The sequence below is a fragment of the Paenibacillus sp. SAFN-054 genome, assembly GCF_051966755.1.
Taxonomy (GTDB): Bacteria; Bacillota; Bacilli; order Paenibacillales; family Paenibacillaceae; genus Paenibacillus_AQ.
In genome coordinates, this window is sequence record NZ_JBQCKS010000001.1 from 490341 (window position 1) to 512995 (window position 22655).

At 44.5% G+C, this 22655-nt stretch carries 34 protein-coding genes and 2 pseudogenes; 34 read left to right on the top strand and 2 right to left on the bottom strand.

The window, feature by feature from the left end:
- Nucleotides 1–67 precede the first annotated feature (67 nt).
- The 10 genes from ACTHPM_RS02320 to ACTHPM_RS02365 all read left to right on the top strand — a co-directional run bounded on the left by ACTHPM_RS02320 (nucleotide 68) and on the right by ACTHPM_RS02365 (nucleotide 6883).
- Nucleotides 68–541 carry a GNAT family N-acetyltransferase gene (locus ACTHPM_RS02320; RefSeq protein WP_440393570.1) on the top strand — a complete coding sequence of 158 codons (474 nt, stop codon included), beginning with the start codon at nucleotides 68–70 and terminating at the stop codon, nucleotides 539–541.
- An 88-nt stretch (nucleotides 542–629) separates the two neighbouring features.
- Nucleotides 630–1619: a phosphotransferase enzyme family protein gene (locus ACTHPM_RS02325; RefSeq protein WP_440421416.1), complete on the top strand. Its 990-nt coding sequence runs from the start codon at nucleotides 630–632 to the stop codon at nucleotides 1617–1619.
- A gap of 46 nt (nucleotides 1620–1665) precedes the next feature.
- Nucleotides 1666–2466, top strand: a complete 801-nt coding sequence (locus ACTHPM_RS02330) for a GNAT family N-acetyltransferase (protein ID WP_440393572.1) — start codon at nucleotides 1666–1668, stop codon at nucleotides 2464–2466.
- 584 nt (nucleotides 2467–3050) lie between these two features.
- Nucleotides 3051–3971, top strand: a complete 921-nt coding sequence (locus tag ACTHPM_RS02335) for a GNAT family N-acetyltransferase (protein ID WP_440393573.1) — start codon at nucleotides 3051–3053, stop codon at nucleotides 3969–3971.
- A gap of 53 nt (nucleotides 3972–4024) precedes the next feature.
- Nucleotides 4025–4588, top strand: coding sequence for a phosphoglycerate mutase family protein (locus ACTHPM_RS02340; RefSeq protein ID WP_440393574.1), 564 nt, complete (start codon nucleotides 4025–4027; stop codon nucleotides 4586–4588).
- A 102-nt stretch (nucleotides 4589–4690) separates the two neighbouring features.
- A complete protein-coding gene (locus ACTHPM_RS02345; protein WP_440393575.1) occupies nucleotides 4691–4894 on the top strand; it encodes a zinc ribbon domain-containing protein in 204 nt (67 codons plus the stop codon).
- Between the two features lie 252 nt (nucleotides 4895–5146).
- The gene (locus ACTHPM_RS02350; protein WP_440421534.1) at nucleotides 5147–5656 is read left to right on the top strand and encodes a GNAT family N-acetyltransferase; all 510 of its coding nucleotides are present in this window, start codon (nucleotides 5147–5149) and stop codon (nucleotides 5654–5656) included.
- Nucleotides 5657–6119: 463 nt separating this feature from the next.
- Nucleotides 6120–6446 (top strand): hypothetical protein, encoded by a 327-nt coding sequence (locus ACTHPM_RS02355; protein ID WP_440395417.1) that lies wholly within the window; start codon nucleotides 6120–6122, stop codon nucleotides 6444–6446.
- Entirely contained in the window at nucleotides 6385–6609 is a 225-nt protein-coding gene (locus ACTHPM_RS02360) for a GNAT family N-acetyltransferase (RefSeq protein WP_440395326.1), read from the top strand. Before ACTHPM_RS02355 ends, ACTHPM_RS02360 begins: the two co-directional genes overlap by 62 nt.
- 1 nt (nucleotide 6610) lies before the next feature.
- On the top strand, nucleotides 6611–6883 hold the full coding sequence (locus ACTHPM_RS02365; protein ID WP_440393577.1) for a hypothetical protein: 273 nt from the start codon (nucleotides 6611–6613) through the stop codon (nucleotides 6881–6883).
- 93 nt (nucleotides 6884–6976) lie between these two features.
- Here the strand turns inward: ACTHPM_RS02365 and ACTHPM_RS02370 are convergent, their stop codons facing one another.
- On the bottom strand, nucleotides 6977–8224 hold the full coding sequence (locus ACTHPM_RS02370) for a cytochrome P450 (protein WP_440393578.1): 1248 nt from the start codon (nucleotides 8222–8224) through the stop codon (nucleotides 6977–6979).
- Nucleotides 8225–8473: 249 nt separating this feature from the next.
- Between ACTHPM_RS02370 and ACTHPM_RS02375 the strand changes: the two genes are divergently transcribed.
- On the top strand, nucleotides 8474–8992 hold the full coding sequence (locus ACTHPM_RS02375; RefSeq protein WP_440393579.1) for a PadR family transcriptional regulator: 519 nt from the start codon (nucleotides 8474–8476) through the stop codon (nucleotides 8990–8992).
- Between the two features lie 6 nt (nucleotides 8993–8998).
- On the opposite strand, the gene ACTHPM_RS02380 is transcribed toward ACTHPM_RS02375, so the two are convergent.
- Complete coding sequence (locus ACTHPM_RS02380; RefSeq protein ID WP_440393580.1) at nucleotides 8999–9301, bottom strand: DUF3889 domain-containing protein; 303 nt, start codon at nucleotides 9299–9301, stop codon at nucleotides 8999–9001.
- Between the two features lie 267 nt (nucleotides 9302–9568).
- Here ACTHPM_RS02380 and ACTHPM_RS02385 point away from each other — a divergent pair, with 267 nt between their 5' ends.
- From ACTHPM_RS02385 to ACTHPM_RS02495, 23 genes and pseudogenes are all read left to right on the top strand, one after another.
- Nucleotides 9569–9928, top strand: coding sequence for a hypothetical protein (locus tag ACTHPM_RS02385; protein WP_440393581.1), 360 nt, complete (start codon nucleotides 9569–9571; stop codon nucleotides 9926–9928).
- A gap of 179 nt (nucleotides 9929–10107) precedes the next feature.
- The gene (locus tag ACTHPM_RS02390) at nucleotides 10108–10626 is read left to right on the top strand and encodes a YfiT family bacillithiol transferase (protein ID WP_440393582.1); all 519 of its coding nucleotides are present in this window, start codon (nucleotides 10108–10110) and stop codon (nucleotides 10624–10626) included.
- Nucleotides 10627–11064, top strand: coding sequence for a helix-hairpin-helix domain-containing protein (locus ACTHPM_RS02395; RefSeq protein ID WP_440393583.1), 438 nt, complete (start codon nucleotides 10627–10629; stop codon nucleotides 11062–11064). It begins immediately after the preceding gene.
- Entirely contained in the window at nucleotides 11064–11669 is a 606-nt protein-coding gene (locus ACTHPM_RS02400) for a histidine phosphatase family protein (protein WP_440393584.1), read from the top strand. The genes ACTHPM_RS02395 and ACTHPM_RS02400 overlap by 1 nt, the downstream gene beginning before the upstream one ends.
- A gap of 67 nt (nucleotides 11670–11736) precedes the next feature.
- Entirely contained in the window at nucleotides 11737–12543 is an 807-nt protein-coding gene (locus ACTHPM_RS02405; protein WP_440393585.1) for a GNAT family N-acetyltransferase, read from the top strand.
- 154 nt (nucleotides 12544–12697) lie between these two features.
- Nucleotides 12698–12946, top strand: coding sequence for a hypothetical protein (locus ACTHPM_RS02410; RefSeq protein ID WP_440393586.1), 249 nt, complete (start codon nucleotides 12698–12700; stop codon nucleotides 12944–12946).
- Nucleotides 12947–12972: 26 nt separating this feature from the next.
- Entirely contained in the window at nucleotides 12973–13182 is a 210-nt protein-coding gene (locus ACTHPM_RS02415; protein WP_440393587.1) for an SDR family NAD(P)-dependent oxidoreductase, read from the top strand.
- A gap of 7 nt (nucleotides 13183–13189) precedes the next feature.
- The gene (locus ACTHPM_RS02420) at nucleotides 13190–13741 is read left to right on the top strand and encodes an SDR family NAD(P)-dependent oxidoreductase (protein ID WP_440393588.1); all 552 of its coding nucleotides are present in this window, start codon (nucleotides 13190–13192) and stop codon (nucleotides 13739–13741) included.
- 65 nt (nucleotides 13742–13806) lie between these two features.
- On the top strand, nucleotides 13807–14268 hold the full coding sequence (locus ACTHPM_RS02425) for a hypothetical protein (RefSeq protein WP_440393589.1): 462 nt from the start codon (nucleotides 13807–13809) through the stop codon (nucleotides 14266–14268).
- A gap of 121 nt (nucleotides 14269–14389) precedes the next feature.
- Nucleotides 14390–14461, top strand: a pseudogene (locus ACTHPM_RS02430) (histidine phosphatase family protein); the annotation flags it as partial.
- Between the two features lie 16 nt (nucleotides 14462–14477).
- Nucleotides 14478–14786 (top strand): annotated as a pseudogene (locus tag ACTHPM_RS02435) (histidine phosphatase family protein); the annotation flags it as partial.
- Complete coding sequence (locus ACTHPM_RS02440) at nucleotides 14783–15310, top strand: SF0329 family protein (protein ID WP_440393590.1); 528 nt, start codon at nucleotides 14783–14785, stop codon at nucleotides 15308–15310. The pseudogene ACTHPM_RS02435 and the gene ACTHPM_RS02440, both read left to right, overlap by 4 nt.
- The gene (locus ACTHPM_RS02445) at nucleotides 15307–15777 is read left to right on the top strand and encodes a hypothetical protein (RefSeq protein ID WP_440393591.1); all 471 of its coding nucleotides are present in this window, start codon (nucleotides 15307–15309) and stop codon (nucleotides 15775–15777) included. The genes ACTHPM_RS02440 and ACTHPM_RS02445 overlap by 4 nt, the downstream gene beginning before the upstream one ends.
- 347 nt (nucleotides 15778–16124) lie before the next feature.
- Nucleotides 16125–16409, top strand: coding sequence for a hypothetical protein (locus ACTHPM_RS02450; protein ID WP_440393592.1), 285 nt, complete (start codon nucleotides 16125–16127; stop codon nucleotides 16407–16409).
- A 34-nt stretch (nucleotides 16410–16443) separates the two neighbouring features.
- Entirely contained in the window at nucleotides 16444–16965 is a 522-nt protein-coding gene (locus ACTHPM_RS02455) for a GrpB family protein (RefSeq protein ID WP_440395327.1), read from the top strand.
- 61 nt (nucleotides 16966–17026) lie between these two features.
- On the top strand, nucleotides 17027–17737 hold the full coding sequence (locus ACTHPM_RS02460; protein ID WP_440393593.1) for a class I SAM-dependent methyltransferase: 711 nt from the start codon (nucleotides 17027–17029) through the stop codon (nucleotides 17735–17737).
- Nucleotides 17738–17776: 39 nt separating this feature from the next.
- On the top strand, nucleotides 17777–18322 hold the full coding sequence (locus tag ACTHPM_RS02465) for an NUDIX domain-containing protein (RefSeq protein WP_440393594.1): 546 nt from the start codon (nucleotides 17777–17779) through the stop codon (nucleotides 18320–18322).
- A 34-nt stretch (nucleotides 18323–18356) separates the two neighbouring features.
- Nucleotides 18357–18863 (top strand): N-acetyltransferase family protein, encoded by a 507-nt coding sequence (locus ACTHPM_RS02470; protein ID WP_440393595.1) that lies wholly within the window; start codon nucleotides 18357–18359, stop codon nucleotides 18861–18863.
- A gap of 144 nt (nucleotides 18864–19007) precedes the next feature.
- Entirely contained in the window at nucleotides 19008–20240 is a 1233-nt protein-coding gene (locus tag ACTHPM_RS02475) for an anaerobic sulfatase maturase (RefSeq protein ID WP_440393596.1), read from the top strand.
- Between the two features lie 115 nt (nucleotides 20241–20355).
- Nucleotides 20356–20493 carry a hypothetical protein gene (locus ACTHPM_RS02480; protein WP_440393597.1) on the top strand — a complete coding sequence of 46 codons (138 nt, stop codon included), beginning with the start codon at nucleotides 20356–20358 and terminating at the stop codon, nucleotides 20491–20493.
- A gap of 60 nt (nucleotides 20494–20553) precedes the next feature.
- Nucleotides 20554–21012: an SRPBCC family protein gene (locus tag ACTHPM_RS02485; protein WP_440393598.1), complete on the top strand. Its 459-nt coding sequence runs from the start codon at nucleotides 20554–20556 to the stop codon at nucleotides 21010–21012.
- A 69-nt stretch (nucleotides 21013–21081) separates the two neighbouring features.
- Complete coding sequence (locus ACTHPM_RS02490; RefSeq protein ID WP_440393599.1) at nucleotides 21082–21561, top strand: hypothetical protein; 480 nt, start codon at nucleotides 21082–21084, stop codon at nucleotides 21559–21561.
- A 27-nt stretch (nucleotides 21562–21588) separates the two neighbouring features.
- A complete protein-coding gene (locus tag ACTHPM_RS02495) occupies nucleotides 21589–22638 on the top strand; it encodes a DUF4037 domain-containing protein (RefSeq protein WP_440395328.1) in 1050 nt (349 codons plus the stop codon).
- The last annotated feature ends 17 nt before the right edge of the window (nucleotides 22639–22655 follow it).

Here is a 22655-nt window from a genome sequence, read left to right on the forward strand (position 1 = left end):
ATCTTATAAATAATTCAACATACACCCATGTATGACCAATTTGTTTCCAAAGTTGAGGTGACATGAGATGTTTCAATCACGGGAAGCTCATCATGAGGATTTTGCGATCATAGCAGCCATGCCGCAGAATCAAGAAGAATTATTTTACATGTATCCTAAAGGCGTGTATCCCGTTCTTGCAGAACAGCTTGAAGAAGCAGCTTCAATGCGATTTTCACCCACGATCGTAACCTTTGAGGGAGCGGTAGCCGGATACTGTAATTTATATGATGTCACAAGAGAACAAGAATGCTGGTTAGGAAATGTGGTCGTCCATCCGTGGTACAGGAGACACGGTGTCGGAACGTTCTTATTGAACACGATGAAGCAAATAGCTGTTCACCAGTATCAAGCTAAACGGCTTCATTTGATTTGTCATAATACGAATACCAAAGCGCTGTTGTTTTACTATAAACAAGGGTTTAAACCATTTGACATCAAAGTGATGGAAGATTACGAGAAGAAAAGAATAGCCGGAATAATGATGTCTGTGGAACTTTAAAAAGGATGAGAAAATCATCCAGCGGCTTGATCTGATAATGAACAAAATTAATATAAACCTATCTGTTTGTAAGGGAAGGGGGAGACACTTGGTTAGCAATGAAATACAATCCCAAGCTGCCACTTCATTTGGATTCGATCCAGGCACATTAACATTTGTCAGTAACTCATGTAATGAAGTGTACAGATTTCGTAAAGGCAACCGCACATTCTTTCTACGCTTATCCGAAAAGCCAGCCGAATTTGAAATGAATATCAAAGCTGAAGTTCATTGGGTTCGGTATTTGGCTGAAAGCGGTGTTCGTGTTGCATTGCCCGTTGAAACAATTGAAGGTGAACTAACGGCTATATGTCAGGATCATGAGAATGAGAAATGCTTTATTGCAACCGTGTTTGAAGAGGCACCAGGGAAATTCTTTGATAGTGATCCAGAGCTGTGGGGGCCGTCTTTATTTAAAACATGGGGCGAGACCATGGGTGCTATACACCGGTTAACCAAAACGTATGATTCGGGTGATATGAAGTTAAAAAGAATGGACTGGAGACCCGCGGAATTCCATAACCCTCATTTATATCAGGGTCATTACTTTTTACTTCTTAGTAGGCTTAGAGCCGTAGAGAAACAGTTGGAGGCCCTGCCCAGGAACAATCATTCGTACGGACTGATTCATTATGACTTTCACCCCTATAATTTTCTTATTGATCATGGTGAAATAACCCTATTTGATTTTGATGATTCATTGCATGGCTGGTTTGCGATGGATATGGGGATTTCGGCTGCACATGCCGTGTGGTGGGGCTCACATCTAACAAAATGCGAATTTAAAAGTGAGTTTGCCAAGCATTTTTTATATGAGTTTCTAGAAGGTTATATCAAGCAAAACTATCTGGAACAGGAATGGATTCAGAAGATTCCCTTGTTCATGGAGTATAGAAATATCAGTTCTTACTTTTGGTGGCTTCATCAATGGGATGGCAAAGAAGAACATCTTACCGAATTCCAAAAAAATGCTATTGTCGATGCCGTAAACCGGATTGAAAAAGATATCCCTTTTGATGGTTGTGATATTCAATTATGACGAGTGTCGTCTAGTTAAAATAGGCTTAAGAAAAAGAGGATCAATGATGCAGGAATTAGTTCAAGAGGATTTTTATAGGGTCAAGTCTTTAATTGATGGCGGACATCCGCATCCAGAAGTGATTTCAATCATCGAGCTTAATAACCCAGGTTGTATATTTGTTGATCAAATATGTAATCCAAGAAGCGCACTCGTGTGGAGTAAGGGCATTCAAGGATTTTATCTCATAGGAGATCACACCAATGAATCATTTGTGCGTTCTTTGGATGGATTTATATCGGATCATGTGGAACCAAAGCTGAAGGCGCTTTCCTTGAATCGATTGGAAATATCAGGTCATCATACGAAGTGGGATTTTGAATCCATGTTTCCCTCAAGGCGGCTTTATCAATTTGAACAATTGATATTCAAGCTGTTGGATAAACCTAATATTATGAATCAGAGTAGGTTTAAAACGATCAATCTTAAAACGAACGATTGGGAAAACGGAAATTTAGCAAACGCAGAGTTCATAACTCAGCATATTCAGTTGTTCTGGTCTTCGCAGGAAGATTTTAAGAAAAAAGGATTTGGTTATGCTGCAAACGATGGATCAGAAATCATTGGTGTTTGTTACTCGAGTTTTGTGACGCAGGATACTCATGCGGTTGGAGTTGAAACCGTACCTCACTATCAGGGAAAGGGAATCGGAACGTATTTAGCATCCCTGTTAGTTGAAGAGATCTGGGAAAACGGATTTTGCCCTTATTGGGATTGCTCATTTGATAATGAAGCCTCGAAACAATTAGCACGGCGCTTAGGTTTTCAACTAGTTCACCGGTACATATGCAAGGGCTTTGGAATCTGAATATGCAGGTTAGGAGCCTTGGTCGTTAAATCCAAGACTCCTTTTTTGAATGATTTTTTAACTCCTTAAGCCTCAACGCAACATTTACGCCGGTTAGTTGTCCCTTTGAATTTCCAATAGAAGTTTAAGTTCATGTTCATCGAAACTGAAAATATGATATAACTTCAATACTTTTTGGATCGTTATACATTATGTATTAAAATCAAGGCGGAGAAAAAGGGGATTTACATAGATGAAAAAAACAGCACAAAGAAACCTGCTCATAGCCCTGGCATGTTCACTTTTTTTATCGGCAGCATTGTAATAGTAAGGCCTTAAATTAAGGATGCTATGAACAAGGAGCCAGTAAATAAACCAGGTGTAAGACATACAACGGAAGCAGAAAGACAACAAATTTTAAATTCCACCGAGTCAATCACAACGAAGTATGGAACTTTTAAACGAATGAATACGACCCAACCATTACCTAATGACGGTGTAGTCTATGATCCTAAAGATGTTAATAAAGACACAAAAGTCATTATGATGGAGGGTAGGAGATTCGATCGAATACCTGACTAAAAGAAGGGTTAGGGAGTGAATTTATGACAATTTCGAATATAGATGTGTCATTTCGAGTACATACGCGGACGGATACTGAAAAAATCGTAAAAATGATAAACCGCGATCCCTTTCACATGCTGAATGGAATATCTGTTATAGAGTTTGAACAAAGTTTGGATGAACCAGGTAGACGAATCCGAGACAATACTTTCGTTGTAGAAATCGGTCAATCAACCGTCGGTTATTTCTCTTTGAGTTTCGTTGAACAGAATATTCGTAACGATGTTACATGTTTCGGGACAGTGGATGCTGATTGGCGTAGACGTGGAATTGGTACGGCGATATTTAACTTTATATTTAAACAACTCGAAATGAAAGCAAGACAAGAGGCAAAGCCCATTTATTTCAAACACCGCGCGCTCACAAGTATTGTTGGAGAATCCGCTATAGGAATTAACTTTGGAATGCTGGAGCAAAACACCTTGGAGAACCGACGTCTGAAAAATATAAAAGATTATAATATGGTCAGCCAATCATCAGATTTTCAATTTCGACCCCCAACCGTGGATGATGCAAAAGCTTGGTCAGATATTTATAATGAAGCCTTCAAGGATCATAAGAGCATAGAGCATGTAGTTCATGAATTTCAGGGAGCCGGTTATTCTGAGAAGTTGTACTTGCTATGCTTAAATGAGTTTAATGAACCTATTGGAATTCTCTGTTCGAATCTTAGAGGAATTCATGCTCGAATACCAACTATTGCTGTGAAAAATGAGTGGCAAAGGCACGGTGTTGGGAAAGCTTTATTACAAGAAATCCTGAAGCGATTAAAGCAATCAGGTGCTGAGAGTGTTCGGTTAACCGTTGAAAGTAGGAACGATGCGGCGAAATCATTGTATAACAAATTTGGCTTCCAATTGGAATATAAGAGGATTCACTATATTGCTACATTTTTGCCTTAGATTTGTATCTAGCTTAACGATTAAAAGTCAACAAAACTCCCGGAGGTAATGCCATGGAGATCATATTCATTCGTCATGGACATGGCGAACATCTCATAGATCATCCGAATCGATTAAATACTCTACATCCTGGTCTGACGGAATACGGAAAGATGCAGGTTAGCCAACTGCGAGAACAATTGATATTTACGGACGATGACCTGATCCTGGTTAGCCCGACAAGACGAACGATTGAGACGGCTCAGATTCTGGACAATAAACATAACTTTGTGATCTCTCCCCTGGTAGGTCCAAGAATGTTCCCGCAAATTCCGGATTTGCCTTCCTTAGCTTGTGACCAGATATACGCCAAGGATGAGCTTGCGCATTCTTATAGTCATATCGAAATTATGGATTTAGGTTTGGACTGTTGGGGAGAGGGAATTAATAGAATAGATGCAGTGCTTTTTGAGGAGTATGCCAAGCAATTGATCGGTTGGTGTCAGGAAAGACGGAAGCGGCTGATCATGATTTCACACGACGGCACGATTACGAATTATCGCATTGTGTTAGGAGAGCATGGATTGACTAGAAAGGATTTCCTTGGCGAGGCAGGGATGTACCGAATTGAATTGTAAAAAGATTGAGGAATCCGGAGCAGCACGTATTGTTATTGTCGAAACCATCCGTCGATGGGTACCGTATAAGGAGATAACACGTGTATATGGAGGGAATAACATATGAGTGAACAAGGATGCATCAAGTGCGGTAGCAAAGAGGCACGGACGAAAGAAGTAGCCATGACCGGTACGGGACTTTCCAAAATGTTCGATATTCAGCACAATCAATTTATCGTCGTGTACTGCGAGAATTGCGGCTATTCCGAATTTTATAATAAAAAGTCTTCAGCGGGTTCGAATATTTTAGATTTGTTTTTCGGTTAATTTGGGAAAAGAAATCCCTCATCCGCGCAGGAAAAATACGAGAGCCACTTGAAATGAGGACCACACGACCCAGCCAAGGATAAGGGATATCTAAGGTCTGGGTCGTTTTATAGATGGGGATGGGGGCTAGACCGTTCGTGAATTGGTAGTATATAAATATGAAGCAGGCGTTTATGGAATGAGTGCTTCTCTATAGAATAATATGAGCACTTAGCGGAATAAGCGGGGTATAGGGGGATGAGAATGGGCGTTATGTATTGTGGTTCACCATCCATTAGAATAAGGAAAATAATCGCTGACGATTACTTGATGGTCTACCAGTGGAGTAAGGATGACTTGTTTTGTGATGCAAACGGTTGGGAGAAAAATAGAAAACCAGATGAACTTCAACGATGGTGGCTTCAGTGTGTCAACAATACTGCGGATGATTTTATTCGAATGGGAATTGAATACAACGGCAACCTCATCGGATATGCGGATTTGGCTTGTATGAAAGACCACACGGCCGAGTTAGGCATTGCCATTGGTGAGCGTACTTTGTGGGGGAAAGGCATTGGAATGATTTCCGCTAGATGCATGATGGATTATGCCGTTAAGCAGCGGGGTATCACACATTTTTACGCAGAAACGCACGAAGCGAATGTGCGGTCCCGAAGAATGCTGGAGAACATAGGTTTTAAAGAAATCAGTAGATTGGGCAGGGAAGAATACTTAGGCAAGGAGGACCAACTTATACAATTCAGTATTGTTTTAACGGCGTAGATTATAATTTGAATATTATCATGTTAATTTCAACTCGCCAATCTCTAACGGAAGGTAATAGGCCATGGCGGAGGGGCAGAATTAGACAAGCAAATAGACCATCTATCCTTATCGTAGAAAGGACAAACAACCATGAAGTTTTCATTTGACGTTGGGAACAAGGAGAGGCATAAAGTTGACTTTAGCTTTAATCAATTTTGGGGGAATTTAAGCATTCATGTGAATGGGAGGAGAATCGTTAGCACTTCAGAACGGTTTCATTCCATTTGACCAAAGTATACGAATTTACCGTAGGAACAAATGAGGTACACGTGGTTAGAATCGAAAAAATAAGGAAATTGGTATTTGCCGGTTTTCGAAAAACAAATTATAAAGTGTACCTAGATGAAGATCTGGTTGAGCAGTTAGAAGGCTGGTAAACCGGCAACCTTCCATACTCTTACATAGAATAGTGGGTGGTAAAATGGACCTGAAGCTTGTTCCTGTAACTCCAACGGTTAAAAATAAACTATCTAATTTATATCAGTTTTATTCTTATGATTTTAGTCCCTATACAAATGAGGATGTAAACACGGAAGGAACATTTGGAATCAACATTGATTTCTTCTGGGAGGGAGATGATCGGTGGAAACCGTATTTTATAGAACAGGCAGGGGCGGTTGTGGGGTTCTTGGTTGTATTATTAGAGAATTTAGATATCGACCCTGACCCTACCCATGTATTATTTTATGATTCTCCGAAAGTACAGAAGGAAGGGTATTGGCCATGCTGCAGCAAAAAAAGCGTTTGAGCTATATCATGCCGATTGGAAAGTCGTTCAGATGGCGAATAACACTCCAGCTATATCCTTCTGGAGAAAAGTCATTGGTGATTTTACGGACAATAAATACATAGAGACATTTAGATCCGATACAATGAAATATATTCAGGAATTCACTACTAAAGGTGGTTAATATGAAAAAGTTACTTTGGACGATTGCCGGGGCAGCCGTCGCGGTTTACATTATATTTTCCCCTTCGTTCACGGGAGAGCTCGCCGTTCGAAAGCACTTATTGTTTACTTTCCATCCGATCCAAGCCTTCAGCAATGCTGTTCAAGAAGGAAACATTAAAAATGACCCCAGATATGGAGACTTATACGTAGTCGAAGGAATGAAGACTCCTTATATCTATGTTAAAAAGTCTGCCCTTGGTTGGAGCGTATCTTCAAAAGGAACCGGGCCATAACACGGCAGGGCAAAATTCATTCGACTGTCATATGTAACATATAATTAATAAAGACTCTTCCGATCGGTCGGAAGAGTCTTTTTTTGTTCCCTGCTATGAACGGTGAACGATTAATGGCAGGCGGGTCAAGCCTTGGCCAATGGCCGTGGTAGTCAGATTCTCCTCGAGCTGAAAGCTGGGATCAGGTTCAATCCGGGAGAAGCTCTCCATGAAAGAATGGATGCCGATGAGGGCTTCCATTCGAGCCAGAGGGGCGCCCATACAGAAGTGTGGTCCATTGCCAAAGGCAAGATGTTTTTTGTTGTTAGGACGGTGTATGTTGAGGGTGAATGGATCTTCAAACATTTGTTCATCCATATTGGCAGCGCTCATCCATGCGACAACCACATCGCCTTTTTTCAGATCCATACCGAGCACTTGGTTGTCCTGCTTCACCGTCCGGTCCAGTTTGGTGATGTTGAACCTGTAGCGGAGCATTTCTTCGATTGTGCCTGGAAGAAGGTCACGGTTCGCATGTACTTCAGGGTATACCTCGTTGTTATCATATAAAAAGGAATAAAAGGTGTTGGCTAACAACTGGCTGGTTGTTTCGACGCCTGCACCTAGAATAAACATGGTCGTGCGGACGATCTCATCATCCGTGAATTTTTCCCCGTCCACTTCCGCTTGTATGAGATCGGAGATGATGTCATCGGCAAGCTGTGAGCGTTTCTGCACGACGTAGGGATAGAGGTACGCATAATATTCTTTGGCCGCTTGGCGCTTCTGTTCATTAACGACTTCCGCATTATCTTTCGTGATGGGAAGAAACAGAATATCCACCCATTCTTTAAACAGCTGCCGGTCTTTGGATGGGACGCCAAGCAGTTCAGACATCACGATCACCGGAAGCGGGCTGGCGAAGTCCTTAACGATATCAATAACAAAGCTTTCTTGGTCATGGTTACCCATATCTTGAATCAGCTGCTGAACAACCTCCTGAATCCGAGGTTCCCACAGCTTAAGGCTCCGTGGTGTAAAGGCAGCGGACAAGAGTGAACGCCGGTTCTTATGCTCCGGGGGATCTGAATTGATGGTATTGATCTTGCTCGTCCGGTTGCCTTCATCATTGTCCGCACCAACGCTTAGCGTTGTACGCGTCCGCACGCTGGAGAAATTTTCGTAATCACTTAATACTCTCTTGACATCATCATACCGGAATACATGCCATGTGTTGGTTTCTTCATCATAATGGATAGGCTCATTGTGCAATTTGTGTTTGTACCAGTCATAGGGGCTATATTCTTCGGATTTTGTCCGGAATTGGGTGATTCCGGCCAGTGAAATAATCTCATTTTGCATGGAACTTTCCTCCCGGATTGCAGACTTGTGTTGCAGCGATTGCCAATGCATATGTTAATTTAACATATGTATTTATTGGAAACAACCGCCTATCGCCCCATGCCAAAAGGTTTAATTCAAGTATTTCGAACAGGCATATTTCATTGCCGCAGTAAGCGTAAATTGGTATGCTAGTAAAGAAAAGTCCAGTCGAAATACTTGAGAGAAGACAGGGCACAATCACATATGAGAGAGCAGGAATTATGCATTATGTACATTGATTTACTCATTTTAATGCAGATCGAACAATCCCCTAAACATGGGTATGAGATAAAAAAGAATATACAAAATGACCTTGGACATTTGTTGGTGATTAACCACAATATGCTCTATCCGGCGCTGCGCCGTTTTACGGAAGAGGGAGCGGTCAGGAAGAGGGTGAATGAGCAGGAGGGCAAGCCGAATCAGGTTATATATGACATTACGGATTCCGGTAAGCGGAGAATTATCGAACTCATCAATGAATTTACCGAAAAGGACGCCAAGCACGAAATTGAATTCCTGGTTCGGGTGTCCTTATTCCATCGTATTTCTCAAGAAAACCGGCTGCGCATATTGGACATGCGAAAAAAAGATTTGGAGACCCGTCTGGCGGATATCGATCGACGTCAGAATAGGCAAGATGAGCAGAATGTGTTCTTGAGTGAGGTTTTTCAATTCTCCGGCTCGCGTGCGAGAAAGGAATTGACGTGGATTCATGAGTTGATCGGCAAGATTGAACATACATAGAATTTCTCAATAAACATCTACAAAATGGACAGAAAGGACCCGTTCCGTCGAGGTCTCAAACTGAATGGTCACAAATACTGCAAATTCCTTCGTTCCACTTCGAAGCAGAAGTTTGAATTTCTCTTCCGTAATATTGGACGCCGCCTGGGTACGGCCTACATGCAAATAATCAATGATGGAAGCCTGATAACGTTTCAGCGTCTCTTGAACCGCAATGTTCCCCCATTTGGCGTATTCCGGCTGGGCATGCGCTTGATTAGAAAATAATAAAATGAAGATGAGTAGAAACATGAATCGCATTTTTTTCAAGGTTTAGCCTCCTCCAAAGAATAATTCCATAGTTAGTAAAATCACATCAAATCATACCTCATGAGTCCGGATTTTCCTGTAAAATAATGTATGATAATCGTCCTTACCGAAAAAGCGATCCACGGAGGGAAAATGAAAAAAAGGCTGCTGTTGATCATCGTAAATTTGGCAGTGACTTTCTTGTTATTTATGTTCGGCCACTCCATGACGACTAAACCTGGAATCAGCTCCGGGAATGGAAACCCGGCAATTTTATTGTTTGTCCCGTTGGCCATTTTATTTATCATTTTGGTCCTTCAATGGGTTGCTCTATTCAAGAATACGAAGCTATCCTGTGCGAAAATCGTGATCCTATGGCTGATCATTGCCGGACATTTCACGATCGGAATTTATTATCAAATGACGAGTTACCGGAAATACCGTATTTTCCTGAGTCGTGTGTACGAAGAGAAATTTGGGGAGATCGATTGGCCATACATTAAATCCATTACTTCCGGACTGTCCATTCATATCAACAATCAATATTTTAATGGGAACACCTTTTTATTGTTTGTAAGCTTATCCTTATTTATATGGGGGCTGTTTCGCATGGTGAAATCGGCAGTGAAAAGGAGGATCGACCTATGATAGTTTTGTTAATCATATTCGTACTCCTCATATTGATGAGCCACAGCAGCCTGTATGTCATCCAAAAAAAGCAACTTGAAAACCAAGAGAAAATGATATCCCGGTTAGATCATATTTTGTTGGAAATCAAACAAAGAGATCAAAACCATTAGTCATCCATCACGTCTGGGGGAGATAGAATGGATCATGTCAGATATCCTATCGGAAATTTCGAGCCCATAACCCGATTATCCGCTGAGCAGCGAAAAGCTCTAACGAACCAGATTGCCGGACTAACGGGAACATTACGGGATTTAACCAAACATCTTCATGAGGAACAGTTCCATACGTCTTACCGCCCTGGCGGGTGGAACATTCAACAGATCATTCATCATCTGGCCGACAACGATATGAATGCCTTTGTGCGATTCAAGAGAACTCTAACGGACAACGAACCGGAAGCCTCGAGCTATCGGGAAGATTTGTGGGCTGAATTAAATGATTATCGCGATGTCCCGATACAAACCTCTCTCATGCTGCTCGAGGCCCTTCATACCAGATTTGCAATTTTGCTGAGAGGAATGACGGAAGCCGAGTTTAGAAGAACGCTGAGAACCCAAGTGCTCGGCACGATTTCACTGGATATAGCGCTCCAAAGATTGGTATGGCATAACCTGCATCATATATCGCATATTCAAATGATAAGAGGGATGAGATGAATGCCCACAACGCCAAAGCTGGATTTGACCGATTCGGAGAGAGCACTGCTCAGGAAATGCAAAATCAAAATAAGTGAAATCAAACAAGTATCCTTGCAGGAGCTAAGCTCCGCTCTGGATGTTTCAATACATAGGGCAAAAGAGCTGAAGGCACGGGTGGAGTTTCAGAGTATTCCTTCGATAGGACCGCGGTTTGCGGGTGATCTGATACGACTAGGCTATTATTCTTTAACGGATCTCATAGGCAAAAATGGAGCGCAGCTGTTCGAGGACTTAGAACGATTGGATGGGCCCGGCATAGACCCTTGCGTGGAGGATCAATTCAGATTGGTTGTTTATGCGGCAAGTCATGGCGAAAGTGATAGGCAGTGGTGGGATTTTACGGAGGAAAGAAAACGGTATAGGAGCAAGAGGGAGCAGAATGGGAGGTCTGTATGATGAGCATCACCTATTATCTCGTCAGGCATGCCATCAAGGAAAAAGCTGTAGGAGATGTGTCCATAACCCCTGCAGGTATGCTGCAAGCGCAGTTGACCGCCCGATTTTTCAAGAGTCTCCCGGTCACGATCATCGTCTCAAGTCCACTCCGGAGAGCTTGGAGAACGGCAGAGTATATTGCTCTTGAGACCCAATCCCCCTTAGTGACGGATGATCGCCTGCGGGAACGCGCGAACTGGGGAGATTTGCCGGGGCAATCATTCGAAGAATTCGTAGAAATGTGGAACCGATCCACGCATGATCCGGCATACGTACCTCCCATAGGGGATACCGCACAGCAGGCTGGCAGCAGATTGTCCTCCTTACTTGCTGAGCTTGCCGGGATCCATCCGCAGGACAGCCATATCGTTATCGTAACACATGGGGGTCTCATCACGGATTTTTTGGTGAATGCTTTACCTGAAAATCAGCTCCGGGTCTGGCATCCTGATTTTGTGGCTGTACAAAGCGAGCTCATCCTTGAGTGCTCCATTACCGAACTCGATTATGACAGCGGGCGTTACCGGATCAATGATTTTGCTTCCATAAAACATTTGAAGTCATAAATCGCATGAAGCACATGAAATCATCGTTATGTCAGACAAAATCCTATCATTGTTATGAGGTGTGCGAATGTCACAGGTATTAACCGCGGAAACAGTTCAACTCATCGAAAAATCCGAAATGGAGTATATGTTGGACCGAATGACAGCCATTCAGGAAAGAGTGGGCAACCCGGAAGGGGTTGAACTTAAACATTTTGGGAGTGCGCTGGCGTTATACAGCCGAACCATGCCTTGGCCTGCTTTTAACACCGTAAAAGGGATCGCAAGTGCAGATCTCGAATGCATGGATGCCATCCTTGATTTCTACCGAACCCGGGGAAGATCAGGTCAATTTGAAATCGTCCCTTCGCTGGTGGATCAACGTTATTTGAAGCAGCTGTCGGAGCGGGGGTACTACCAGTCCGGCTTCCATGCATCTTTGTATACGGAGCCGCGTGAAATTCATGAAACTTCTCCAAGCCATATTCGCATTGAGGAACTTCAGGAGGATCAGTTTATTCAGTACGCGGCCATTCACTGCAGGGGAACCGGATTACCCGATGAAGGAATTCCTTCTGTTGCCGCGAATAACCAGGTGTTATATGCACGTCCTGGCTGGAAATTTTATATTGCCTACGCGAATGAAGAACCCGCTGCAGTAGGCGTTATGCATATGAAGAACGGCATTGCTTCACTGACCTTTGCGGCTACGCTCCCTGAGTTTCGCAACCAAGGCATCCAGCAGCGCCTTCTGGAGACAAGAATCGATGAAGCGTATCGGAGCGGGTGCAGATGGGTTGTGGGACAATGTGCTTTTCTATCTCGGAGTCACCGGAATATGGAACGGGTAGGCATGAAATTAGGATACGTCAGAACCTCCTGGACAGAACGATGATGACTGGGAGGACGTTATAATGAGGTGGTTTAGCTCCGTCTTGTTATGTATTGTCTCCATGTCGTTATCTAGCTGTGCACAGGATTCAAAGTCTCAATTGATGGGTGTTTGGGAATCGGATCAAGCAACACAGGCAGCTGGGGAGAGGGATTTAGTGCTTGGAAGTTTCAATCATTTGGAAATCGGCAGTACCCATATCCATGCCACGACCTTTAATATGGTCTCAACAAATGGCGAGGAGACGCGGAAAACGTTCTCTTACGATTCTCAAGATTTGGCCTATGAATGGACATCTGAGCATCGGATTGAAGTGGACCAGATCGCGTACGAGGTACTGCTCAAGAAGAATGAAATGATGCTGAAAAACGACGTCATCGAAATTCACTACAATAAAATGAAATAATCTCTCTAGAAGGCAGGAGGGCCACGATGCTGTTAAAAGGGAAAAACGCAGTTATTTATGGAGCGGGAGGACATATCGGCAGTGCGGTTGCGCGGGCTTTTGCGCTTGAAGGGGCCAGGGTATATCTTGCGGGACGCACCCTGTCAAAGCTGGAGGTTGTGGCGCAAGAAATATCCGGCATGAATGGTGTAGCGGAAGCAGCCTGCGTTGATGCGCTTGATCCCGAAGCTACCTGAGCATCACTTGAGAGACATTGTGCACAAGACAGGCACCATTGATATTTCTTTTAATGCCATCGGAATTCGGGGAGACCTGCAGGGAACCCCGCTCCTCCAGATGCCATGTGCTGAATTTGTTGAACCCATTCAGACAGGGGTTACAACTCACTTCCTCACAGCGACGGCGGCGGCTCGGCATATGGTGCGACAGGGAGCGGGCGTTATTCTAACTCTATCGGCTTCCTCAGCCGTATTGTCAGGAAGAGAGCGGCGGTTTCACTGGATCGGCGGCTTCGGAACGGCTTGCTCGGCTATCGAGTCCTTTACACGCACTTTGGCTGGCGAGATTGGTCGGGATGGAGTCCGTGTAGTCTGCTTGCGGTCCGATGCTATTCCGGAAACATGGTCTGCGGGAGCTGATGAAATAAAGACATACATGGAACAAGGAACCGCATTGGGACGGCTTCCCACGCTCCATGATATGGCCCAAGCTGCGGTCCTCATGGCATCGGATCGGGCCAACGCGATGACCGGAGCCATTGCAAATCTGACTTGCGGCTCCATTATGGACCAATAGCATGAATTGCATCCGCTAATATGGCCTTATCCTATACATAGGATTTAAATGAGGAGTGACGTGGATTGCTTCATTTCATCAGTTTAAGTATCCCGGCGGCTGTATTCCTTCCAAATCTGTTTTTCTTCATCATGCCGCCAGTTCATTCACCGGAACAATCCGATAAAAGTGGAGGTTTGCTGCTCCGTGCTGCAGAAGGACTTGGGAGGCTTGGCGTGCTTGCGTTGCCTATCTTTTCGCCGATACATCTTAGTCGGCCCTATGAGCTTCTTTCTTTCATAGTCATGTTGGCTTTTCTCGCATTCTATTATGCCGGTTGGATTCGCTACTTCACCCGGGGACGTGAATATCGGCTTCTGTTTTCACCCATGATTCATATTCCCATTCCAATGGCGGTTGCTCCGGTATTGTATTTTATCGGTGCCTCGATCGTGCTTCATTCTTACGGGTTATTGATCAGCAGCGTGATTTTGGCCATTGGGCATATCCCAAGCAGCCTTATTCTAAGCCGCCAAATGAACGATTAATATTAGAATTTTATCGGGATTGGAGAAGAAAAAGTGAAAGTTTCGATCTATTTGACTGATTCGAGCAACGGTTAGATTTTTAGATTGAGGAATTAGACATCATGGGGTGTGGAGGTTAAGGATGAGAACGTATATTTACATAGTCAGGCATGGCGAAACTCCCAAAACCGAAGGAGACGAAAGAACGCGGGGATCCGCACCTGGAAAGCATGTTTTTGGATCCAGTTTACCCGTTGCCCGGGGGAGAATCCAATCAAGACTGTCAAAAGCGGGCTGTTGCGGTATTGACAAGGATTTTGGGAGACTATCAAGGACACCAAATAGTCATCGGCACGCATGGTATTGTCATGACACTGATGATGGGATATTTTAATTCACGATATGGCGGTTTCGAATTCTTAATGCAAACTTCGAAACCGGATATTTATCGGATGGAGTTCGAGGAAGAGCGGCTGATCGAGGTTCGGCGATTGTGGGATAGGGATGAAAAGGCGATAACAAGGAGGCAGCTTCGATGACATGGTCACAGTTACGGGCCACGATCCGGGGTTTCATTGCACCCGAACTGAGAAGTCGGATTGATATACATGTCACGCGATATCATGAAGCTCATGACGCTCAAGGAGAAGCATGGATTACTTTAGATGGGAAGAAGGTCTTCGGGTGCGGATATTATCACTGGTACATGAATCCACTGCCGATCACTGTTCACGATCTAAGCATCGAGCATGGCTATCATGAAGATTTTTTCGAAACGAACATTCAATCGCATGAAGTGGAGACGATTATGAATTCTGGTTTGCATGATACAGGCCATTTGACATTGAATTTGAAAAAATATCCTCAACTGCCTTTCCGCGAAATCATTGCCTCCAACAACCCGGTTTATAAAGCGTTCGGGATCATCGACCGCAGACTTGGAAAGCGAAGATTTAAGCGGATTGAAATCAACGAACATGACCATGCCCTAGTTAAACGGTTTTATCTATTGAGAAAAGAAACATTTGAGAGAGACACCAGATTGCATGGGGGTATACAGTGAGCCTATATCGTTTTGTTGCAGCTAATGCTTCTATACCGGAAGTGGATTGTACAGGTGTGCAAAAAATTAAAGTTAAGGATCTGGCCCGTATGAAAGCGAAGCCGCCTGCCGGCCTGTCTTGGGAAGACTTTGAAGAAGAGACCGAAATTTTGTATGCGCATTCTGAAGATGCTTTGGAGCAGCTGCATATATTCCACTGTACGAATCCCCCAAACGGGATTGAACAGTATATTACAAGCCAACAGGTGTATTGGCTGGAAGGCAGTTTAGGCCCAGACTGCATGCAGCAGTTATATCACTACATCATGAACTTACCTGCTGGTGTAAGCATTGAATTATGGTCGCTTTGGATGGGAACCGAAAAACAGCCCGTGGAGTACAAACGAATGGACAGAGCTTTACTGGAACCCAGTGATTTGAGTTTTATCCGCCAAGAAAACAGCTGTTTATTCATTGAACATATGTAACCAGGACAGTTGAAAGTGTAAAAAATGAAGGGGGAAGTTTATGAATTATGTATTCTTTTATCTCAATATGATTCGAAATGTCTTTATTAACTTTTTCCAGGATGGCATATGGGTTGTGGGGTTCTTATTTTTGCTGAACAAAACTTTTGAAAGCCAAAAGCTGATAAAATGTTCCAAAGTCGTCAGTATCATCGTACTAGCATTAATATTGCTGTATTCAATCTTCAGAAGCATATAACAGAAATAACTCACGAAGAGAAGATTCAAGGCCAAGACGGGAGAATACATAAAAATTTAACGCATAAAGTCTACTTGGAAAAATCATTACGGGGAGAGGGGTCCTGAAAATGAGGCGTACGCTGATTCAGTCCGTATTATTCGCCAGCCTTTTGATTCTTGTGTATTATGGCGTGCAAATGGGTATGGGGTATTTTATGACACTCCAATACGTGCCGGAGGCGTTCGATAACATTTCGTCTGTCGAATCTTTGCAGAGCTCTGTATCCTTCGGCTCTATAGCAAGGCCGTATAGCTTTACCGTCGAATTGTTGGGACTTCTGGTTATCGGAATGGCTGTCTTCATCGCTGGGAAGTTTCTGATCATAAGAATGAAGGGTTATTTTACGAAGTAAACTCACACAGAACCATAGAATGGAGAGATGAAGCATCGTGGAACAAGTCACCGTTTCGGCGTATGACCCGCAGTGGGCTGCTCAATATGAACAAGATAAAATCCTTATATCCGATGCATTATCGGATATTGTATTAGGGATCGAACATATCGGCAGTACATCCGTGCCAGGGCTTGGAGCCAAACCGATCATAGATATCATGGTTGGAATTCAGGATCTGGATCAACTGAAAGAAGAACACATCACCCGATTGTCTGGCATTGGCTATGAATTCGTGCATCATCCCGATTTTCCGGAGAGAAGATTTTTTCGGCGCGGTGCGTGGCGGGCAGGGACGCATCATTTGCACGTATATCAATACAAGGGAGACCACTGGAACAAGAACCTGAACTTCCGCAACTACCTGATTCGGCATCCGGATGCCTTGGAAGAATACCATCGTTTGAAGAAGGATTTAGGTGAGAAGTACAAGCATGACCGGGCCAAATATACGGAAGCTAAAGCTCCGTTTATTCAACATATTATCGGACAAGCGATGAAGGAAGAAGCTGAATGATGGTTGTGCAGGGGAGATAAGAGGGGAAGTCTACGCCCTTGCCTGAGAAAGAGGATGAATGATGCAGAGCAGAATCCAGAAGATTCGAGAAGAAGAAAGAAAATATCATGAAACCTGCTACAATACACATCAATTGTTTGAACAAGGGTCCTGGCTGCATAAGCCCGTCAAAACAGTCCTAGATGCACTCTCAAATTTTGATTCATCCCCTTGTGTCAAGGTGCTGGATCTTGGTTGCGGCGTTGGCAGGAACAGTATCCCGATCGCCGAATCGTTACGAGGACGAGAAGGGGGCGTCATATGCGTGGATTTGCTCGAATCTGCGTTGACGAAACTGACCCGCTATAGCCAAGCGTATGGAGTAGATGAGTATATCGAAACGAAGTGCTGCGATATTGGCGATTATGACATTGCCCCGGGTGAATTTGATTACATCGTCTCGGTGTCCGCGTTAGAACATGTGGAGTCGCTGACGAAGCTGCATCTGTTGCTGGAGCGAATGGTTCAAGGCACTACAATGGACGGAATCAACTGTATCGTATTGAATTCCAACATCCGTGAAACAGATCTGCTAACAGGTATGGAACTCGATCCCAATATTGAATTAAACATGACGACGAGCGAAGCCAAGCAATTACTTGCTGCGGTGTATGCAGGCTGGGAGCTGGTTTATACGACTGTAAAATCGCTTGAATTTACGATCGAGAGAGGCGGCCGGCAAATTCTTCTTGGTTCGGATGCCATCACATACGTGGTGAAGCGTGCGGGGTAACCATCTGAGAACGAATCATCAAGCAAGCCGCTTTAGGAGGTGTCCAAAGAAGATATGGAGTTCATCGGAGAAATAACCGATTCTGATGTAGGTGTGGTCCCTTCCGAAGACAAGGGTGCTTACCACGTTCGGAAGGCTGCCCGCGCCATCATTTTGAATGGAAACGACAAAATCGCTCTGCTCCATGTATCCCAGAAAAACTATCATAAGCTACCTGGTGGCGGATTGGAAAAAGCCGAAGATATTCAGGAAGCTTTGCGCCGCGAAACGCTGGAGGAGGTAGGGATAGAGATCGACGTAATCGATGAAGTGGGGATGATTATGGAGTTTAGAGACCAATATCAACTGCTACAAATTTCGTACGCCTATCTAGCCGTCGCTGCTAAAGAGGTTCGCTGTCCGGAGTTTACGGAAGATGAACGAAAAGATGGATTTGTATTGAAATGGGTAAGTATGCAGGAAGCTATGCAGCTGCTGGAACAGGATGAACCTGATGACTATACGGGGAAATTCATCGTCGCGCGTGACAGGGAATTACTGGCACAGGCAATTGTCCGATATGATAAGGCTGCCCGAAAGATGTAGCCCAAATAGAGATTCCGGAAGAGAGGTATGGCTAATGAATATACATATTCGAACGCTGAGAGCAGAAGATCCGGCGATCATTTCGCTCTCGTTCCAAGAACAAGGATGGGACAAGCCCGTCGACTTATATACGAGGTATCTCGAGGAGCAGCACAGAGGCGAGAGAGTCTCGATTGTCGCAGAGGTGGATCACCAATTTGCAGGTTATGTCAATGTCCTGTGGAACTCCTCGTATCCTCCCTTCGCTCAACAGAGCATCCCCGAAATCAATGACTTTAACGTTCTGATCCGCTACCAGCGGCAGGGCATCGGCACAAAATTAATGGATCGGGCCGAGGAGGTCATTAAGGAACGTTCAGGCATCGCCGGCATCGGCGTCGGTTTATTCGCGGATTATGGGCATGCTCAAATTTTATATGCCAAACGCGGATATATTCCTGACGGACGGGGCATTTATGATGGCCAAAAACACCTTGCCTATGGAGATAACCTGATCGTTAACGATGATGTAGCCCTGTATTTGACAAAAAAGTTGAGTTAGAAATGAATAACTATAAGCAAGGGCGAATTTAAGCCCGAGATGAAGGAGTGATGCATATCACTCCTTTTGTCGTTTCCGAGCATATACAATGGATTCCAAATACGAAAAAAGGTGGAGAACCTTATGGAATCACCTTGTGTTTCAATGGAAAACGGCCCGATCGGCGTGATGTGGAAAACGGTCTCCGAGGACTGCAATCTCGCATGCGATTATTGCTATTACAGCACATGCAAAGGCAAGCCGGGCAAATCAATCAAGAAAATTGATTCTGTACTGCTGGATTCATTCATTCAGGAGTATATGTCGGTATCCCAAGGGGCGGCTTCCTTTGCGTGGCAGGGCGGGGAGCCGCTGCTCGCGGGTTTGGATTTTTTTGAAGAGGTGGTGGCCCTGCAAGCCAAGCACGCTCCGGCGAATACGGTGATCAGCAACTCGCTGCAGACGAATGGTACGTTAATAACCGAGCGGTGGGCACGATTTTTCAATAGATACCATTTTCTATTGGGTGTGAGCTTGGATGGTCCGCAAGCGATTCATGACCTTCGAAGAGTGGATTCGCAAGGCGGAGGCAGCTTCGATCGGGTCATGAAAGGAATTTCGCACTTGCGGAACCATGATGTGGATTTCAACATTTTGACGGTAGTCCACAAAGGGAACGTAGGAAAGGCGAAGGAGCTGTTCGAGTTTTATGAGCAGGAAGAATTCAGATTTGTCCAGTTCATTCCCTGCATGGGGTTTCATTCCCAACATACGGCGCAGCCTGGCAAATATGAGATCTCGCCCAAGGAATATGGGGACTTTTTATGCGCCGCCTTTGATTGCTGGTACAACGACGGAAATCCGTACATATCCGAAAGGTTCTTTGATAACATGCTCAGCGTTTATGCGCATCGGGAATCCGAATTATGCGTTCACCGAAAGTCTTGTTCGCAGACCCTGATTTTGGAGCAGAACGGTGACGTGTTCCCTTGCGATTTCTATATTCATCCGGACTGGAAGGTGGGCAATGTTGGCGCCAACCGACTGACGGAAATATGGAGTCATCCCCTGTACCGCGAATTTGTGGAGTTGAAAACGAAACTGCCAAAGTCATGTCCTTCCTGTCCCTGGCTTTCACTCTGTTACGGCGGTTGTCCGCGCAGCAGGACATGGAGCGATGATATGCAATCCTCCGGGACGGCCTATTTCTGCGAAAGCTACCGGCAAGTTTACGCTTATGCGCATGAACGAATGAACTTCCTTGCAGCTCGGGTTAGGAGAGGTCTGTTTGAGCAGGGAACTGCAGCCGCATACCGGGGAAAGCGACCGGGCAGAAATGATCCGTGTGCCTGCGGCAGCGGCCGGAAATTTAAACATTGCTGTGTGGATTTAACTTGAATGCGGGCATGCCAGTTTAATATAAGTTAACTTTAATGGGAATTACGACCCATAATATGGTAAAATTAAGCTTGATACATCCGGATAATTTAAAAAATGATGCAATGGAGGTCTTATGCTCGTATTATTGGTGGTTATTGTCGTCGCGATCGGCTTTTTTGGTTTGATTGGAAATCAGTATTCATCGCTCAGAAGAATGGAAGAAATGCAAAAGACGCTGGAAGAAATACGGGATGAGATTAAATCCAACTAAAACCCACCTCAACTTCATCCATGGTGGGTTTTGTGCCATATTGCAGAAGAGGTGTTAGGAATGGTTATTGTGAAGACAGAAATTCTTATCGATGTTCCCGTGGAGACATGCTTTGATCTGGCAAGGGATATGATCCTTCATACCCAAACGGTATGGAAGCATACCAAAGAACAAGCCGTCAGATGTACCGTGGAGGGAAAGATCGGCCAAGGCGAAATCGTGACGTTTCAAGCGACCCATTTTCTTATCAGGCAAGAGCTGACATCCAAAGTAACGGACTATCAAAAGCCGCATTACTTTGCGGATGTCATGGTGAAGGGGGCCTTTAAAAGTCTGCGTCATGAGCATGCTTTTGTTGATATCCAGGGTAAGACGTTGATGAAGGACACGCTGATCTTTGAAGCCCCTTTCGGATTCATTGGATGGATGACGGAAAGGCTCGTGCTCAAGAGGTACATGAGAAGCTTTCTGGAGCATCGAAATCGCCAGCTGAAAAAGTACGCAGAGAATCAAGGCTGATGGATGTTTGGTTAATAGACGTTCGATGGAGGAGGGAAGCCAATCAAACTGAAAATCAAGCATTACATCATGCTGATCGTAGTCGCATCTATTTCGATTGCAATTGCAGTGAGTTATTTCGATTACAGGGAGATTCGGGTAAGCGACCGAGACATCAAACCATTCAAGATTAAACTCCAAGCTACCATCCAGCAGAAGCACTCGTTTACGATGAATGAGGTGACGAGTTTTGAGTGGGACCGAATGATCGTATTGGAGCCTTATATGTCAATCGAACAGATGGAGAAGGCTGCAGGGAGCAGGTGGACAACAAGTTCTTACATAGGATATTTGCTCGAAAGATTGAAAGTCGACAAGTATCCCCTACTTGATGATGCTTATTGCAAACTGGTATTTTTAAAGCAGGATCAAGTCGTGCTGGACGTAACCTTGGATCGCAACTCTGCAGATTTTCTCCCCATTTCTCAGCTCCATTACTCAGACAGGTCCAGACTAGCTGTCCATAAGGGAAATAACGGGGTTTTGATCACATGGAAAGAAAATGAATAACGCTGGGGAGGGAACATATTGCAAGGAATGGAACTGAGTCGTCGATTTTACGCGGAAATCGTGGATCCGATCATCGAATCTTATGCACCGAATTTAGCCTATTCTGCTGCGCTCATTGGTCCCGGCAGCGAGGTTCTAGGCTATGATACGGAAATGTCGAGAGACCATGACTTCGGGCCTCGTGTGATATTATTTATCTTGGATTCCGATAAGGAGCATACCGAAGCCATTACAGCCTTGCTGGGTCAACAGCTGCCGCAAACCTTCAACGGATTTCCTGTTCATAAATCCATGACCGTCATAACGACCTTAAAACAATTTCTGAAGAAACATTTGGCGATGGATATCCACGAACCGCTGGAGCTTACGGATTGGTTGACGTTTCCTTCACAATCACTGCTTGAGATGACGAGAGGTGAGGTTTTTAAGGACGTAACGGGACAGTTATCTGTCCTGCGTGAGCAGCTCCGATATTATCCCGACGATATCTGGTTGTATCTCATGGCGTCCGTGTGGCAGCGGATCGGACAGGAAGAACATCTCATGCTGCGTGCCGGTTACGTTCACGATGAGCTCGGATCGTCACTCATTGCTTCACGCATTGTGAGGGACATCATGAATCTTTGTTTCCTACTTGAACGGCAGTATGCACCGTATCCCAAGTGGTTTGGCACGGCCTATCAGACTTTGCAAAGCAGTGAGCTTTTAGCCCCCTGCCTGATGGGTGTGCTTACGGCGTCAACCTGGAGAGAACGGGAGCGACTGCTCCATGTGGCTTATACATATTTAGCAGAATGTCATAACAAGCTTGGGATTTCGGACAGAATTCCCGAGGAAGCTTCACCCTTTTATGAACGGCCCTTTAACGTCATAAAAGGCGAAGGGATCGCCGAGCGGATTGCGGGACGAATCCAGGACCGGGCGTTGCGTGAGTTATCTCGGCATCGGTTGATTGGCGGGATTGATCAGTTGACGGATAATACAGATTTTCGAAATTTGTGCACATGGGAAGGTGGACAAGGCAGGGCGGCAAGGGAACGCTTGAAGCGCTTTTATGACCCGGCCCGGAATGATTAGAATGCAGAATGGAGTAT

Bases quoted from the DNA above. Each gene is read 5' to 3' on its own strand.
- ACTHPM_RS02320 (WP_440393570.1), top strand. From the start codon at position 68: ATGTTTCAATCACGGGAAGCTCATCATGAGGATTTTGCGATCATAGCA.
- ACTHPM_RS02330 (WP_440393572.1), top strand. From the start codon at position 1,666: ATGCAGGAATTAGTTCAAGAGGATTTTTATAGGGTCAAGTCTTTAATT.
- ACTHPM_RS02335 (WP_440393573.1), top strand. From the start codon at position 3,051: ATGACAATTTCGAATATAGATGTGTCATTTCGAGTACATACGCGGACG.
- ACTHPM_RS02340 (WP_440393574.1), top strand. From the start codon at position 4,025: ATGGAGATCATATTCATTCGTCATGGACATGGCGAACATCTCATAGAT.
- ACTHPM_RS02345 (WP_440393575.1), top strand. From the start codon at position 4,691: ATGAGTGAACAAGGATGCATCAAGTGCGGTAGCAAAGAGGCACGGACG.
- ACTHPM_RS02350 (WP_440421534.1), top strand. From the start codon at position 5,147: ATGTATTGTGGTTCACCATCCATTAGAATAAGGAAAATAATCGCTGAC.
- ACTHPM_RS02355 (WP_440395417.1), top strand. From the start codon at position 6,120: ATGGACCTGAAGCTTGTTCCTGTAACTCCAACGGTTAAAAATAAACTA.
- ACTHPM_RS02360 (WP_440395326.1), top strand. From the start codon at position 6,385: ATGATTCTCCGAAAGTACAGAAGGAAGGGTATTGGCCATGCTGCAGCA.
- ACTHPM_RS02365 (WP_440393577.1), top strand. From the start codon at position 6,611: ATGAAAAAGTTACTTTGGACGATTGCCGGGGCAGCCGTCGCGGTTTAC.
- ACTHPM_RS02370 (WP_440393578.1), bottom strand. From the start codon at position 8,224: ATGCAAAATGAGATTATTTCACTGGCCGGAATCACCCAATTCCGGACA.
- ACTHPM_RS02375 (WP_440393579.1), top strand. From the start codon at position 8,474: ATGTACATTGATTTACTCATTTTAATGCAGATCGAACAATCCCCTAAA.
- ACTHPM_RS02390 (WP_440393582.1), top strand. From the start codon at position 10,108: ATGGATCATGTCAGATATCCTATCGGAAATTTCGAGCCCATAACCCGA.
- ACTHPM_RS02395 (WP_440393583.1), top strand. From the start codon at position 10,627: ATGCCCACAACGCCAAAGCTGGATTTGACCGATTCGGAGAGAGCACTG.
- ACTHPM_RS02400 (WP_440393584.1), top strand. From the start codon at position 11,064: ATGAGCATCACCTATTATCTCGTCAGGCATGCCATCAAGGAAAAAGCT.
- ACTHPM_RS02405 (WP_440393585.1), top strand. From the start codon at position 11,737: ATGTCACAGGTATTAACCGCGGAAACAGTTCAACTCATCGAAAAATCC.
- ACTHPM_RS02415 (WP_440393587.1), top strand. From the start codon at position 12,973: ATGCTGTTAAAAGGGAAAAACGCAGTTATTTATGGAGCGGGAGGACAT.
- ACTHPM_RS02440 (WP_440393590.1), top strand. From the start codon at position 14,783: ATGACATGGTCACAGTTACGGGCCACGATCCGGGGTTTCATTGCACCC.
- ACTHPM_RS02450 (WP_440393592.1), top strand. From the start codon at position 16,125: ATGAGGCGTACGCTGATTCAGTCCGTATTATTCGCCAGCCTTTTGATT.
- ACTHPM_RS02460 (WP_440393593.1), top strand. From the start codon at position 17,027: ATGCAGAGCAGAATCCAGAAGATTCGAGAAGAAGAAAGAAAATATCAT.
- ACTHPM_RS02470 (WP_440393595.1), top strand. From the start codon at position 18,357: ATGAATATACATATTCGAACGCTGAGAGCAGAAGATCCGGCGATCATT.
- ACTHPM_RS02475 (WP_440393596.1), top strand. From the start codon at position 19,008: ATGGAAAACGGCCCGATCGGCGTGATGTGGAAAACGGTCTCCGAGGAC.
- ACTHPM_RS02480 (WP_440393597.1), top strand. From the start codon at position 20,356: ATGCTCGTATTATTGGTGGTTATTGTCGTCGCGATCGGCTTTTTTGGT.
- ACTHPM_RS02485 (WP_440393598.1), top strand. From the start codon at position 20,554: ATGGTTATTGTGAAGACAGAAATTCTTATCGATGTTCCCGTGGAGACA.
- ACTHPM_RS02490 (WP_440393599.1), top strand. From the start codon at position 21,082: ATGCTGATCGTAGTCGCATCTATTTCGATTGCAATTGCAGTGAGTTAT.
- ACTHPM_RS02495 (WP_440395328.1), top strand. From the start codon at position 21,589: ATGGAACTGAGTCGTCGATTTTACGCGGAAATCGTGGATCCGATCATC.